Source organism: Bradyrhizobium sp. UNPF46 (genome assembly GCF_006658625.1).
Classification (GTDB): domain Bacteria; phylum Pseudomonadota; class Alphaproteobacteria; order Rhizobiales; family Xanthobacteraceae; genus Bradyrhizobium; species Bradyrhizobium nitroreducens.
Map to the genome: position 1 here is coordinate 125,198 of NZ_LFJB01000027.1, position 14,247 is coordinate 139,444.

A 14,247-nucleotide genomic window follows, 5' to 3' on the forward strand; every position below is an offset into this window, starting at 1 on the left:
TTTTCAATCCAGCTGCTCTTCTACAAGTCCAAGGACGGACTTACCGACGTAATTGTAGCTTCTGTTCGAGCCAGTCGAGGGTAAGGTCGTCGTTTATAACGAAGTTTTCAACTTCGCCTGCGACTTGAGATACCACGACAGAGCAGTCCCATCCAGCAAGCTTGCAGCCTGCTTTAAATTCAAGCGCATTTTGCTCGTCGAGCGGCGCTCGGCCACCCACAACAATGAAAATTGGGCACGGAATTCGGTGCACCAACGGCAGAAGGGACGTTCGCGCGCTCTCGCTGACCAAATCCCAAACTCCGGTCATCCAGGCCACGTTGGCTCGATGACGGAGCGAAGCCCAGAGGCCGCCATCGCATACTGCTGCCGCTACCCTGCGATCGGATGCGGCTATGCACGTCGCATAACTTGCGGCCATTCCCTCGCCGTCGACAGCCATTCGGTCGGCGTCAACGTCCGGTCGACATTGCAAATAGTCTAGCCAAATCGCCAAGAAGGCCTCGGGTTTGAGCATACGATGCTTCGATACATCTTCACCGCTGACAACCATAAGCGACAAGATACGATTATTTACGGCAGGTAATAGGCGAGCTACCACTGCCTCGGGAGAGGACTCCTCATCGCTAATAACAATTGCCACAGGTCCCGGTCGTTCGTGGTGTGCCGTCGGGCAAAAATAGCCGACGGAATACACGCGATCGAAAAGCTCGATCTCGACCCGTTCGACTCGTTGAGGTGCACAAGACCTTAGGGCAGTAAAACTTCTCTCGATCGCGTTGGAAACATTTACGCCGGCTGGGTTCTCCGAACAGGCGAGCTGCCTCGCCACCTCGAATGCAGTGAGTGCGGAAAGCCATAATTCAATGGCTAAATCTCGCAGGTTGTTCTCGAAGGCGGCTTCGGCAGATGCATGGTATCGATCACCGACAGTTATCCACTCGAGAGTCCAACGCTCTCGCCTATCGGAAGTGCAAGCCGACAGCCCCTCAAGAAACACAGCAGCGCTGTTTCGCACGGCAGCCAGGTTGGCGTTCGCCATGCTCAACGATCCCTGTAGCCACCAATCGTCGTCCATAGCCGACCCACCTTCTCTATTCGATTTGAAACCTCGGTCGAACGCGCTCTAGAGCTCAGCGATAGTCCGAAATGAGGAGCGAAGATGTTCGGTCCTTTTCCAATTTTAGCGAGCTATTTCCTATTTATGCTCTGCGAGCCGTAGGCTGTACGGAGATGATCGTCGACGCTCATCGAGACGCGATCTGCAGCGGAGAGAGGACGAGATCGCGGCCGAGTTCGGCGTTAGCCATACCCCGGTGCGCGAGGCGCTCAAGGTTCTGGTTTCGCAAGGGCTCGCCGTCCTCCATCACAACCGCGGTTGTTTCGTCTCGGATCTATCGAGCGATCGCACCAGAGCTGATGGAATTTCGTCCTCTTCTCGAACCTCGGCGCCAGCGGCAACCGCCGCATCGTCGAAGCGCAGCTCGTCAAGGCCGCGGCTGGAGACGCGAGGCCGTTTCGTGGTCGAGAGCACGCCGAGCGCGATCGCGCTGGCGAGCGACAATGTCGGCGCGGCAATCCTGCTCGCGGCGATGAACGCGACCTCAGTCGCGACCGGCCTGGTCGAGGTGCCGCTGGTCGATCGGGTCCTGTACCGCACGATCGCCCTGGTGCGGCGGCGCAACGACACGCTGTCGCCTGCCGCCAGCGCACTCTACGGAGCTATCAAGATACGGCTGTCGAGCGGCAGGCGATGATATCGGGTCGTTCCGCAGCGCGGTATTTGTTGCTGCCTATTTCTGTTGCCTTGCGTCCCCATGTGTACGAAGACTGCTTCCGAGCTGTCATCAACGTAACCTTCAAGGGAGGCAAGAAAATGCGTGAAGCCGTCATCGTTTCCTATGCGCGCACCGGCCTGGCGAAATCCGGCCGCGGCGGATTCAACATCACGCCGCCGATGTCGCTCGCGGCGCACGCCATCAAGCATGCCGTGGATCGCGCCGGCGTCGAGAAGGACTATGTCGAGGACTGCTATCTCGGCAATTGCGCCCATGGCGCGCCGAACATCGGCCGCCAGGCCGCGCTGCTCGCCGGCCTGCCGAAGACCACCGCCGGCGTTTCGGTGAACCGCTTCTGCTCCTCGGGCCTGCAGACCATCGCGATGGCCGCCAACTCGATCCGCTCCGACGGCGCCGACTGCATCGTCGCCGGCGGCGTCGAGAGCATCTCGATGCCGGGCGGCGGCATGCCGAAGGAATCGATCGATCCTGAACTGCTCAAGGTCGCACCCGACATCTTCATGGCGATGATCGACACCGCCGACATCGTCGCCGAGCGCTACAAGCTCAGCCGCGAATACCAGGACGAGTTCTCGCTGGAATCGCAGCGCCGCATGGCGGCGTCGCAGCAGGCCGGCAAGTACAAGGACGAGATCGTCCCGATGAAGACCAAGATGAAGGTCGTCGACAAGCAGACCAAGGCGGAGAGCATCGTCGACTATGTCGTCGACCGCGACGAATGCAATCGCCCCGAGACCACGCTGGAGGGCCTTGCCAAGCTCGAGCCGGTCAAGGGCCCGGGCAAGTTCGTCACCGCCGGCAATGCCAGCCAGCTCTCGGACGGCGCCGCCGCGGTGGTGCTGATGGAAGCCAAGGACGCCGAGAAGCGCGGTCTCAAGCCGCTCGGCCGCTTCGTGGCCTGGGCCACCGCCGGCTGCGAGCCCGACGAGATGGGTATCGGCCCGGTGTTCGCGATTCCGAAGCTCTTGAAGCGCACCGGCCTCAAGATCGACGACATCGATCTGTGGGAGCTCAACGAGGCCTTCGCCAGCCAGTGCCTGTATTGCCGCGACCAGCTCGGCATCGATCCCGCCAAGTACAACGTCAATGGCGGCTCGATCGCGATCGGCCATCCCTTCGGCATGACCGGCGCCCGTCTCACCGGCCATCTGCTGCAGGAGGGCGCTCGCCGCAAGGCCAAGTGGGGCGTGGTGACCATGTGCATCGGCGGCGGCCAGGGCGGCGCCGGCCTGTTCGAGATCTACAGCTGAGCAAGATCAGGCCGATCAAGGCCACGTGAATGGGAAAGGCACGGCGTCGCGGGCGCCGTGCCTTTTTCATTGCGCATCCCTCGCTGGGAAATTATACAGCCCCCGTCGGAAAAGGCAGATTTGGTCTGGTAAGCCCAAATCCTTTCGGTCACGAAAGCTCTGGTCTTTGGCCTCGTGCACGAGATCCCCACGACGAACAGCGGACGCCATGCGGGCGTTCAATTGTTCGTCCGTGTGATTCTCAAGCGCTGGGAACGCTCCGGTCGAACATCGACCACAGGAGCGTCTCATGCGCGATCACTTCTCGATTTCTCAACCCTCGCATTTCCACGACGTCATTATTGCCGGCGCGGGCCCTGTCGGCCTGTTTCTCGCGTGCGAGCTGCGGCTCGCCGGTGTCTCGGTCCTCGTGCTGGAGCAGGCGCAGGATCCGCATTCGGCGCTGAAGCAACTCCCGTTCGGCCTGCGTGGCCTGTCGATCCCGACATGCGAAGCCTTTCACCGGCGCGGCTTGCTGGACGAGATCGTGGCAGCGCAACGCGCGAGCTCCGGCGCGATCAGGAGTGCGGCGCACTGGATGCAGCAGGCGCGACGGCCCGCCGGTCATTTCGCCGGCCTCCAGTTCTTTCAGGATGACATCGATGCCGCGAAATGGCCCTGGCGCTTGCCGACGCCGGCCGATGCCGCGGTCGCCGTCGACATGCAAACGCTGGAAACCGTTCTGGCCGCGCGTGCATGCAGTCTGGGCGCCGAGATCCGGCGCGGCTTTGGCGTCACTGCCTTTGCCGCTTCGGACGAGGACGTGACGGTGCATGCGGCGGGGGAGACTTTCCGCGGCCGCTGGCTCGTCGGTTGCGACGGCGGCCGCAGCACGGTGCGCAAGATGGGCGGATTCGACTTCGTCGGCACCGATCCCGAATTCACCGGCTATTCCATCGAGGTCGAGCTCGCCGACCCCGCGAAGCTCCATGCGGGCCGCAACGACACGCCGGCGGGCATGTACACTTATGCCCGGCCGGGAACGATCGCGATGGTGGACTTCGACGGCGGTGCCTTTCACCGGACCGCGCCGCTCACGCGCGAACATGTGCAGAGCGTCCTGCGCCGCGTCTCCTGCACCGATGTCACCGTCAGGGTGCTTCGGCGGGCCGCGACCTGGACCGACCGGGCGCATCAGGCCTCCAGCTATCGCCGGGGGCGCGTGCTTCTCGCGGGCGATGCAGCCCACATCCATTCGCCGCTGGGCGGGCAAGGCCTCAATCTCGGTCTCGGCGATGCGATGAATCTCGGCTGGAAGCTGGCGGCGACCATCCGCGGATCGGCACCGGCCGGCCTGCTGGATAGCTATTCGCACGAGCGGCATCCCGTCGGCGCTGAGATCCTCGACTGGTCGCGGGCGCAGGTCGCGATCATGCAGCCGGCGCCGGGCCCGCGCGCACTCAGGGGCATCATCGCCGATCTCGTCGCGACCCGCGACGGCGCGACCTATTTCGCCGAACGCGTCCGTGGCCTGTCGCTCCGCTACGATCTTGGCGGCAGCCACCCGCTGGTCGGCCGCAGTGCTCCCGATTTCGAGCTGCGTGACGGGACGACGGTCGGAGAGCGCCTCAGACGTGCGAAGGGGATCTTGCTGGACCTCGATGTGCGTGCGTCGCTGGCCGCGCTTGCCGGCCGCTGGAACGAGCACATCGTCTACGTGGCCGGTGACGCAAGGAACCGATTGGGTCTTAGTGCCGCGCTGCTGCGCCCCGATGGCTTTGTCGCATGGGCCAGTGACGACGCCTCCGGTGAAAAGGAGGCCGCTGAGGCCGCCTCGCGATGGTTCGGCCCGCCTTGCACCGGCTGAGCGTTGCGGTGCAACTGCCGTTGTGCACTCCATCGTGCACAAAGGCGAGTATTGTGACAAATGCACGTATTCATACGTGCCCGCAAATTAACGGAAGGTTTTACGCATTCGCGCTTCATTAACCGCATCGGCCACCACCAGCTCTGGCAACTCGATGCGGCTCTTCTCGCTCAGGCTCACTCACAAGATCACTGCAATCGGCGTCATTGGCGTCGTCGGCGTCGTCCTGATCGGCGGCATCCACCTTTATGGCGAACGCGCGATGAGCGTCTATCGCGACGCCGCCGAGAACGCGCGCACGGTGTTCGAGCTGAACAGCCGCATCGCCGTCGAGCTGCTCGAGGGACGCCGCGCCGAGAAGGACTTCCTGCTGCGCAGCGATGCCGCCAAGGCGCAGCGCCAGATCGAGATCGGGAAGGAGGTTGCCGCCGACATCGAGACGTTGCGCGGGAAAATCGCGGCGCTCGGCAAGCCCGAGCTGGCCGCGCGGATAGATGCAATGAACGCCTCGCTGAAGACCTATCAGGCGCGCTTCGTCGGGGTTGTCGAGGAACGGCAGAAGCTTGGCCTCGACGAGAAGTCCGGGCTCGAAGGCCGCTTGCGCGGCTCCGTCCACGGCATCGAGAGCCAGGTCGACGAGCTGCAGAATTCGCAGCTCAAGGTGATCATGCTGATGATGCGCCGGCATGAGAAGGATTTCATGTTGCGCCGCGACGCCAAGTATCGCGACGACATGAGGAAGCGCGCGGCGGAATTCGTGGCCGCCCTCGACATCGCGACCATTCCTGACAGCACCAAGGTCGAGCTGAAGCAGAAGCTCTCCGATTACCAGCGCGACGTCTCGGCGTGGATGGAGACGGCGCTCAAGCTCGCGGTCGAACTCAAGGAGATGTCGGAAGCGTTCTCGGCGGTAGAGCCCGTCATCGAGCAGGTTTCGAAATCGGTTGAGGCGATCCGCGTCGAGGCCGATCGTCTCAATGACGCCGAGCGCGATTCCATTCAATGGTGGATCACGGTCGCGATCGCGCTGATCGCATCCACCGTGCTTGGCCTCGGCATTTTCATCGGCCGCTCGGTGTCGAAGCCGCTGACCGCGATGCGGGCGGCGATGATCGAGCTCGCCAACGGCAATTTCGCCATCGTGCTGCCGGGGCTCGGCCGTGCCGACGAGATCGGCGAGATCGCACAAGCCGTCGAGACCTTCAAGATCAATGCCGAGCGGAAGGCGCGCGAGGAAGCCGAGGAGAAGATCAGGCAGGACAAGCTCGCCGCCGAGCGCCGCCGCGCCGACATGATCCGGATGGCGGACGATTTCGAAGGCGCGATCGGCGAGATCGTCGAGACCGTGTCCTCGGCCGCCAACGAGCTCGAGGCGTCGGCGACGTCGCTGACCACGACCGCCGGCCGGTCGACCGAGCTTGCCACGCTGGTCGAGGCCGCGTCCGAAGAGGCGGCGACCAATGTCCAGTCGGTGGCCTCCGCCGCCGAGGAGCTGACGGCATCCGTCAACGAGATCAGCCGCCAGGTGCAGGCGTCCGCGCGTATCGCCGACGAGGCCGTCACCCAGGCCGGGCAGACCAACGATCGCGTCGGCGAATTGTCGAAGGCGGCCGCGCGCATCGGCGACGTCGTCGAGCTCATCAATGCGATCGCGGGCCAGACCAACCTGCTGGCGCTGAACGCCACCATCGAGGCCGCGCGCGCCGGCGAGGCCGGGCGCGGCTTTGCCGTGGTGGCCTCGGAGGTGAAGGCCCTGGCCGAGCAGACCGCGAAGGCGACCGGCGACATCGGCCAGCAGATCTCGAGCATCCAGGTCGCCACGCAGGACTCCGTCGGCGCCATCAAGACCATCGGCGGCACCATCGAGCGGCTGTCCGAGATCTCCTCCACCATCGCGGCCGCGGTGGAAGAGCAGGGCGCCGCGACCAGCGAGATCTCGCGCAACGTGCAGAATGCCGCGGCCGGCACCACGCAGGTCAGCGCCAACATCTCCAGCGTGCGCCAGGGCGCGACCGAGACGGGATCGGCCTCCTCGCAGGTGCTGTCCGCGGCGCAGTCCTTGTCGAACGACAGCAACCGGCTGAAGATCGAGGTCAGCAGGTTCCTGGAGACCGTGCGGGCGGCATAATCACTCGGCCGTCATTCCGGGGCGTCGCGAAGCGACGAGCCCGGAATCCATTGCACCACCATTGCTGCGGGCCGATGGATTCCGGGCTCGCGCCAAGAGGCGCGCCCCGGAATGACGGCTTGAGCGACTTCCCCTACGCCCCCGCCACGACAGGCGAAAACACCACTTCGATCAGCGTGCCGTGGGCCGCGCTCTTGATGTTGAAGCGGGCGCGGTTGGCTTCGACCAGCGCCTTCGTCAGCGACAGGCTGAGCGCCGCATTGTCTTCGGCATCGCCGGGCGGCGGCGTGCGGAACGGCTCCATCGCGGCGGCAACCTCGCGCTCGGAAAGGCCATGGCCGGTGTCGCGGATGCGAAGCGCGATCTCGCCGCGGTCGGTCATCGCGGTCGAGACGATCACCTGGCCGCCGGCGCTGGCGAGCCTGATCGAGTTCGAGATCAGGTTCATGGTGATCTGCCGCATCGCGCGCGCGTCCACCGTCACCTGCGGCAGCGCATGCGCGAGCGAGGTACGGATGATGATGCGCTCGCGATTGGCCTGCGGCTGCATCACCGTCACGCAGGCTTCGACGAGGTCGTTGAGGTTCAAATTCGCGAAATTCAGGTCGAGCTTGCCGGTCTCGATCCGCGACAGCTCCAGCAAATCGTCGATGATCGCGATGACGCGTTCGCCGGAGGCGCGGATGTCCTTCATGTATTCGCCGTAACGCTCGTTGCCGAGCGTGCCGAAGCGTTCGGAGATCATCACCTCGGCAAAGCCGATGATGGCGTTGAGCGGCGTGCGGATCTCGTGGCTGATCCGCGCCAGCATGTCGGCCTTGGCGTTGGCCGCGCTGTCGACGAGGCGGCGGGCCTGCGTCAGCTCGCTCTCGCCCTTCTTGGACTGCGAGAGGTCGCGGAACACGGCGAAGAAGTTCGGGCCGTCGGGCCGGGTGCGGCCCATGATCATCGCGAGCGGAATGACGCCGCCCTTCTTCTCGCGCCCCAGCACCTCGCGGCCGTGGTCGAGCAGGCTGGCAATGTCCTGGCTCTTCAGGCTTTCGAGATAGTCGAGGACGATCTGCTGGCTCTCGGGCGCGAACAGCGTCACCAGGTTCTGCTCGAGCAGCGCCTCTCCGTCATAGCCGAACAGCGCCTCGGCGCTGCGGTTGCAGGCGTGGATGTTGCCTTCGGCATCGAACATGACGATGCCCTCGGCGGTGGTGTCGAGGATCGCGGCGAGATCTTCCGCCTCCGCTTCGCCGGCCGCGGTCTCGAGCTCGGGCGCGTAGGGAAGGGACTCGGCAACGACGGTCTCGGTGACGAGGGTCTGTGCGATCGCAGGAGCCGCAACGACAGGGGCTGCCTGCGGCAGCGCGCAGATCAGCGCATGCGCGCTCTCGCCGTCCCAGTCGATCGTGTGCAGATGCGCGTCCGTGGTCGCAAGCGGCGCCTCGCCGTTCGCAACCGTCGCGCTGATCGTGACGGGCGTGCCGCCTTGCGAGGTGCTGCTCGCCGCGGACACGCCCGGTTCGACATAGAGCGCATCCAGCCCGCCGGCATCCTCCAGCGCGTTGATGCTGGCATGGCCCATGCGGGCGAGGAAGGCGGGGTTGGCGTAGAGCAGGCGGTCGAGCCGATAGATCAGGATGCCGGTCGGCAACAGATCGAGCAGCGTGCGGTCGCGCGCGCTCATCCCGCGTGGCGGCGGGGCGGGCTCGGCCAGCCATTCGGCCGCGGCCTGCGGCGGCGCGGGCTCGGGCGCCGGGGGCTCGATCTCCGCCGCGGGCTCGGCGCCATCGGCCGCGATCGTCTCGCGCTCGCGCTCCAGCCGTTCGGACAATTGCCGGGCGAGCTCGTTGAACGCGCTGTTCTCGACCGGCGTCAGCGTCGGCGATCTCTGATCACTGAGTGACCTGGCATCGCCGTGCGGGCGGAACGGCACGACATTGAGAGGGGTTTCGACGGGCGTTTCCACTGGTGTGTCCGGCTCGGTTGGGTGTGAATTCGCGTCGCTGGTGGGTTCGGATGTTTCGGCTGTGGGCTCGGGCGAAGGTTCGGCTTCAGGCGGCTCGATCGGCGGAGGCAGCGCCTCCACCACCGGCTCGGGCTCAGCCTCGACCACATCGGCGGACGGATCGTGCTGCGCCGGCGGCTCCGCGGACAGCGCGAAGCGCCTGAGCGCATCGAGCCGGTTGAGCGCGTCGAGATCGCGACAGACGCCAAAGCCCTTGAAGCCGGCGAAATTGCGCGACTGGTCGTAGACCGGCAGACCCGCAAGCTCGACCGGCAGATGCTCGCCGCCGTCGGCCGGCCAGTTCACGGTGATGCCGGCCCAGGTGTCGTGGCTGGCCAGCGCCTGCGCCACGCGGCCATCGGGATCGAGCGAGAAGCTTGCAGCGATCTCGTGCCAGGGGCGGCCGAAGCCGGCCGCGGTGTGTGCGCCGATCAGGTGGATGAACTCGTCGGAGAGCAGCACAAAGCGGCCCTCTTCATCCACCTGCCAGAGGAAACGCAGCGGATGCTGACGCGGTGCGGGCGGTTCTGCGGGACCCGACGGCGGCTCGACCATGGGGGGCGTGATCGGCGCCGCCTGCGGCGACACGATGGCTGGATGCGGGTTTTCAACCGGAGTCTTTGCCGCGCTGGCGGTGCTCTCGCCGGGCGGCTCGTGAGCGGTTTCGCGAACGGGCTCTTCCACAGGCTCCCCGGTCGCGCGCTCGACCGTCGCACTGTCCTGCGCTTCGGGCGCGAGCGTCCCGGTTGCTTCAGCCGGCTCGGCGAACGCATCGAACATTGCGATTCCGGCCGATCCGTCCTGCGGTGGTGGCGGCTCGCTCGGCACGATCACGGCTTGCTGTGCGGGCTCGGCCGGCGCCTCGCGCACATCATCCGCGGTGCTCTCGGGCACGGCGTCGGCGGGCTTTGCCTGGGCGGCGGCGGCCGGCTCGATCAGCGCGATCAGGCCGATATCGGCGCCCCGGCCGACCCGTTGCAGCACCATCTGGCCGATCCCGATTCCCATCTCGGCACGGCCCTCGCGCAGCGCATCGTTGCGCGCCTGTTCGAGCCCGGCCTCGCCGAGATCGCGAAAGCCGAGCAGGGTGCGGGCGGCTTCGCTGGCGCCGACGAACAGGCCATCGGGCGCGAACGCCGCCATCGGCATGTCGGCGCCTTCCACCAGGCGATGCAGCCGCTCGATCAGCGGCATGGCGCGCAAGCCCGGGTCCATCGCGGTAACGAGCACCGCGTGCCCGCCGTCGGCAAAATCGAGCCGGCTGCAGGCGCAGGTCATCAGCGTGCCGAACCGGGCGCCGAAGCCGCGCAGACGTTCGAGCCGCACGGCGCCATCAGCGGGCAGCTGGCGCGCGAGCCGGGCGACCTGGCGGCGATGGGGGTCGGCGGGGCCGAAAATCCTGGCCGCGAGCGCTGCGCCATGCGCGGCGCCGAACAGTCTCGCGCCGACCGGATTGGCCCACAGCACGCGGGCGCCGTCGATCGACCACAGCCAGGTGGCGAGCTGCGAGGTCGCATGCACGGCCAGCCGGGGATCGCCCACACCTCGCAACTGGAAATCCGAACTCTTCATCCGACCGGCTTGTGTCTCACGCATGAAGCTGGCGGCTGCCGGAATGGCAGCCTTAAGAAAGGGTTAGTATCGCCCGCGTCCGCCCGCAGGTCCACGGGTCCCCCTCCGCGAGGGTCCCCAAAGCCGCGATAACCTTAACCCGCCACCCCCGCAAGCCGCCGCCCGGCTGCATCCAAGGGATTCGGAGTCTATCCGCGGCGGCTTCTTACCCTCCCCTGGAGGGGGAGGGTCGGCTCGCAGCGCGTCAGCGATGTGAGCCGGGGTGGGGTGATCTTTCCATTCGCACAGTGTGCGCCATGGAGGGACCGTCACCCCACCTCGGTTCGCATTGCGCTTTGCTTCATGCGAACCGATCCTCCCCCTCCAGGGGAGGATGGCCACCACTTACGTCGCACGACTTCGGCCGCCAGCCCCCCCCCTCAACCCCCGGTTCCCCCGCCGGGGAACCTCACCCTTACCGAGATTAAATTTCGCAATGCACGCCCCTGACGCGTTGCGCTGCACAATCTTGACATGATAGGCAGCAATAATACTGGGCGCTGGGCGAGCCATCTCGTTTGTTTCGCGTTTCCAGTCTCCGTTCCCGCCAGTCTTGAAAGCGAAGACAAGGCCCCGGTTGGCCGGCGGGCGCGCCAGAAGGCTCACTCCATTTTTTTCATTATCGTGAGGGACGACCATGACAGGTGCGACTGATCCGTTTTCTGCCTCGATCATTCCGTTCGAGGTCCCCGAGCAGATGCGTGCGTTCGCCGAAAAGGGCGCCGCGCAGGCCCGCGAGAACTACGCCAAGTTCAAGGACGCGGCCGAGAGCCACAACGGCACGGTCGAGGCCGTGTTCACCTCCGCCAGCAAGGGCGCGAGCGAGTACACTGCCAAGCTGGTGGAATTCATGAAGGCCAACACCAGCGCCCAGCTGGACTTCGCCCAGCAGCTGTTCGGCCTGAAGTCGCCGGCGGAAGCGCTGGAGCTGTGGACCGGCCACACCCGCAAGCAGTTCGAGACTCTGCAGTCCCAGGCCAAGGAGCTGGTCGAGCTCACCCAGCGCGTCGCCGCCGAGACCGCCGAGCCGATCAAGGCCAGCGCCTCCAAGTACATGCCGCCCGCCGCCTGAGCGCCGAGGCAGGTTTGAATGCGCGAAACCCGGGCCCAGTGCCCGGGTTTTTTGTCGCCTCCAGCGCTTGGGTATGCTGGTAGCCACGAGGGTCGTCATGCCCGGGCTTGTCCCGGGCATCCACGTTCTCAGCTGCGGCACGAAGGCGTGGATGGCCGGGACAAGCCCGGCCATGACGATGTGGAAGCTTGAGCGGCCTAAGCGTCAGAGGCATACGCGGGTAAGCTCCTCCGCGAGCGGAGGAGGGGGAGCGCAACCGGTGATGCCCGCCATCAAGCGCGATTTCTCCGCACCACCGGTGATTTCACCCGTTTTTTCACCGCATTGCGGCCTTGCCAAACCGGGCCGTTGCACCTAGTTTCCGCCCCGTCCAGCCCCCCTCGGCAATGCCTTTTCAGGCCCCCAAGGCGCGGCTCGCAAGGATGCAGTTGTAGCTCAGTTGGTTAGAGCGCCTGTCTGTGGAACAGGAGGTCGGTGGTTCGAGCCCACCCAACTGTACCAGCGGGGGCAATGATTTTGCCAAGTCTCCATCTATCTCTTCTCTCGCCAAAATAGCTTCTTGAGATCGATGTTCATTCCGAACATGCCCGGCTTAATATTCAAGGCCTCAATTATCCTGCTGCGAAAATTCGTTCCGCTAGGAGACTCGCTGACAGTCGGTAATAGAGCCTCGTGAGCTTGCTTCAATCGAAGGATTTCGACGTTGGCGTGACTGTGCGCGGCGCTGCCTTCTAGTGCCTTGTCAGTCCTTGAGGTACCTTCTCCACGGAGGGCTTGATCTGTCGAGTGCGCGCGCTCCATCAACGCCGCTACGAACTGCCGCAGCAGCTTCTCCGTTCCTTCTAGCGACGATCGCCTCAGCACCGGAGGGTAGGTGCCGGTGTCCCGATCCCATCTTTGGAATACCTCGTGGACCTTGCCGCTCATGTATCGCCCCAGCGCCTGCCAATAGATCGACTGGGGCTGGCCCTCAAACCTGAGGCCGCCTAATGCTATTCGACCGCCCCGATAATCAGGAACGTCTACAATCCGCTTTTCGGAGCGAATGTTATGCCATTGGAATAACCATTCACTATCGAAGCGCTGCCGCTCGACTTCCAGCTCGTGTCCGAGGGTCAATTCAAACGGGGGCATCCCCTTTTTCTACCCGATTCGATGGTTCCCGGGCTTTTCTAACCTGTAGTTGCGCGCATCCCATCAGGGGCGCGTCCAGCACTCCGCGCCGATCCCTTCTAGTCCCGGCACTGCGGAATTACCTAAGATCACCGAAATCAATCAGCTATAATAAACTCGTAGTTGCGGTGACAGTGCACTAATCTCAACCCGTCCTGTGCGCTAGAGATCATCTCTCCGGCCCACAAACTCTATCAACGGCCCAATGTCATCCCGGTCCGCAGCCCTGAGCGCCGCGATATACGCAGCACGCCGCTCGTTCATCCTCTAAAGATCATGCCCGCCGGCCCAGTCAATCGGCTTCGCATGATAGACGCGGACCAGCACTGCATCCGCCATGATACGGGCGTGCCTGCCGTTGCCGTTGGGAAACGGGTGAATCTTGACGAGGCGATGGTGCAGCCGGATAGCGGCTTCGGAAGGCGGATAGGTCTTGTTGTTGGCCCAATACTGGGCGTCGTCCATGAGGGTTCGAAGCTCGACCGGAATGTGGACGGGATCGACGCCGATGTTCTTTCCGGTCGTTCGGAACGTTCCCGCCCAGTCCCAGACCTCGCCGAACAGGCGCTTGTGCAGGGTGACGGCAAAGCGGTCGGTCAGAACGTGTGCCCTCTGTCGACCGAGCCAGAGCAGGCCGGACACGATGTTGGCCTGCTCCAGCTGATCGAGTTCGCCTTGCGTCGTGATGTGCCTATACTTCAGCCCGTCAAGCTCGTTGGGATCGAGCGGCGTCGCGCCCTCGGGGTACTGGAGATTTCCGATCATGGATCGCGCCAGAAATTCGGCGGCATTTCCAGCGCGAGCTCACGGGCGAGACGTTCGACCTGCTGGGCGATCTTGTCGTCCGGCAGTTGCTGGTCTTCGAGGGCCATGTGCTTGCTGGCCGTGTCGACGATGGCCGCGGCCTTTTTTCGAGCCTGGGCAGCAATGAGATCCTCGACATCTCCTGATGCCGGAATGATCGCATAGACGAAGCGGCATCCCATCGCCTCCGCTGTCGCCTGCATCGATTTCAGGGTGATGCCGCCCGTGAGTTCGGCGCGTTCGGCGGTGGTCACGCGCGCGCGCGTCACGCCCATCGCCTTCGCGACGTCGGCACCGGACATGCCGAGCGCGGTGCGGACCGTGCGCAGCCAGCCTTCAGGCGGCGCTTTCACGCCGGCAAGGCTTGCGGCAGCGGCGTCGACGATGTTGCGATACTGCTGTTGGACGATCCCTTTGACGCTCATTGGTCGACTCGGCTGGCCGGAAAGATACATATTTATATCCCAATAGCCAAATAATGTATACCAATATATATCCAAAATTTTGTAAATGTGATATATTTAAGTATCCGGTTCCGGACCGCAAAATCTCTGGCTTTACATTCAGG

9 protein-coding genes, 1 tRNA gene and 1 pseudogene are annotated in these 14,247 nt (G+C 64.4%); 6 read left to right on the forward strand and 5 right to left on the reverse strand.

All coding sequences use genetic code 11. The features are described 5' to 3' along the window. Positions 1 to 40 precede the first annotated feature (40 nt). Positions 41 to 1,042 (reverse strand): alpha/beta hydrolase family protein, encoded by a 1,002-nt coding sequence (locus tag UNPF46_RS12940; RefSeq protein WP_142250263.1) that lies wholly within the window; start codon positions 1,040 to 1,042, stop codon positions 41 to 43. Positions 1,043 to 1,283: 241 nt separating this feature from the next. On the opposite strand from UNPF46_RS12940, the gene UNPF46_RS38535 reads away from it, so the two are divergent. The 4 genes from UNPF46_RS38535 (at position 1,284) to UNPF46_RS12965 (ending at position 7,023) form a co-directional block, all read left to right on the forward strand. Further along, complete coding sequence (locus UNPF46_RS38535) at positions 1,284 to 1,757, forward strand: GntR family transcriptional regulator (protein ID WP_283811664.1); 474 nt, start codon at positions 1,284 to 1,286, stop codon at positions 1,755 to 1,757. Positions 1,758 to 1,876: 119 nt separating this feature from the next. Beyond that, positions 1,877 to 3,049 (forward strand): thiolase family protein, encoded by a 1,173-nt coding sequence (locus tag UNPF46_RS12955; protein WP_142250265.1) that lies wholly within the window; start codon positions 1,877 to 1,879, stop codon positions 3,047 to 3,049. Between the two features lie 289 nt (positions 3,050 to 3,338). Next, complete coding sequence (locus UNPF46_RS12960; RefSeq protein WP_142250266.1) at positions 3,339 to 4,895, forward strand: FAD-dependent oxidoreductase; 1,557 nt, start codon at positions 3,339 to 3,341, stop codon at positions 4,893 to 4,895. Between the two features lie 154 nt (positions 4,896 to 5,049). Beyond that, on the forward strand, positions 5,050 to 7,023 hold the full coding sequence (locus UNPF46_RS12965) for a methyl-accepting chemotaxis protein (protein WP_142250267.1): 1,974 nt from the start codon (positions 5,050 to 5,052) through the stop codon (positions 7,021 to 7,023). A 133-nt stretch (positions 7,024 to 7,156) separates the two neighbouring features. On the opposite strand, the gene UNPF46_RS12970 is transcribed toward UNPF46_RS12965, so the two are convergent. Continuing rightward, positions 7,157 to 10,591, reverse strand: a complete 3,435-nt coding sequence (locus UNPF46_RS12970; RefSeq protein ID WP_181769908.1) for a PAS domain-containing sensor histidine kinase — start codon at positions 10,589 to 10,591, stop codon at positions 7,157 to 7,159. A gap of 676 nt (positions 10,592 to 11,267) precedes the next feature. Here UNPF46_RS12970 and UNPF46_RS12975 point away from each other — a divergent pair. Continuing rightward, entirely contained in the window at positions 11,268 to 11,702 is a 435-nt protein-coding gene (locus tag UNPF46_RS12975) for a phasin (RefSeq protein WP_100178200.1), read from the forward strand. Between the two features lie 424 nt (positions 11,703 to 12,126). After that, positions 12,127 to 12,203: transfer RNA gene (locus UNPF46_RS12980), tRNA-His, on the forward strand. Positions 12,204 to 12,233: 30 nt separating this feature from the next. Here UNPF46_RS12980 and UNPF46_RS12985 read toward each other — a convergent pair. From UNPF46_RS12985 to UNPF46_RS12995, 3 genes and pseudogenes are all read right to left on the reverse strand, one after another. Then, complete coding sequence (locus tag UNPF46_RS12985; protein WP_142250269.1) at positions 12,234 to 12,836, reverse strand: hypothetical protein; 603 nt, start codon at positions 12,834 to 12,836, stop codon at positions 12,234 to 12,236. Positions 12,837 to 13,037: 201 nt separating this feature from the next. After that, positions 13,038 to 13,640 (reverse strand): annotated as a pseudogene (locus tag UNPF46_RS12990) (mobile mystery protein B). Next, a complete protein-coding gene (locus UNPF46_RS12995) occupies positions 13,637 to 14,104 on the reverse strand; it encodes a mobile mystery protein A (RefSeq protein WP_142250270.1) in 468 nt (155 codons plus the stop codon). The pseudogene UNPF46_RS12990 and the gene UNPF46_RS12995 overlap by 4 nt, the downstream one beginning before the upstream one ends. Positions 14,105 to 14,247 lie beyond the last annotated feature (143 nt).

What these genes read in the sequence shown, in the direction of transcription:
- UNPF46_RS12965 (WP_142250267.1), top strand. Translation starts at nt 5,050, where the DNA reads ATGCGGCTCTTCTCGCTCAGGCTCACTCACAAGATCACTGCAATCGGC.
- UNPF46_RS12995 (WP_142250270.1), bottom strand. Translation starts at nt 14,104, where the DNA reads ATGAGCGTCAAAGGGATCGTCCAACAGCAGTATCGCAACATCGTCGAC.
- UNPF46_RS12940 (WP_142250263.1), bottom strand. Translation starts at nt 1,042, where the DNA reads ATGGCGAACGCCAACCTGGCTGCCGTGCGAAACAGCGCTGCTGTGTTT.
- UNPF46_RS12985 (WP_142250269.1), bottom strand. Translation starts at nt 12,836, where the DNA reads ATGCCCCCGTTTGAATTGACCCTCGGACACGAGCTGGAAGTCGAGCGG.
- UNPF46_RS12955 (WP_142250265.1), top strand. Translation starts at nt 1,877, where the DNA reads ATGCGTGAAGCCGTCATCGTTTCCTATGCGCGCACCGGCCTGGCGAAA.
- UNPF46_RS12970 (WP_181769908.1), bottom strand. Translation starts at nt 10,591, where the DNA reads ATGAAGAGTTCGGATTTCCAGTTGCGAGGTGTGGGCGATCCCCGGCTG.
- UNPF46_RS12975 (WP_100178200.1), top strand. Translation starts at nt 11,268, where the DNA reads ATGACAGGTGCGACTGATCCGTTTTCTGCCTCGATCATTCCGTTCGAG.
- UNPF46_RS12960 (WP_142250266.1), top strand. Translation starts at nt 3,339, where the DNA reads ATGCGCGATCACTTCTCGATTTCTCAACCCTCGCATTTCCACGACGTC.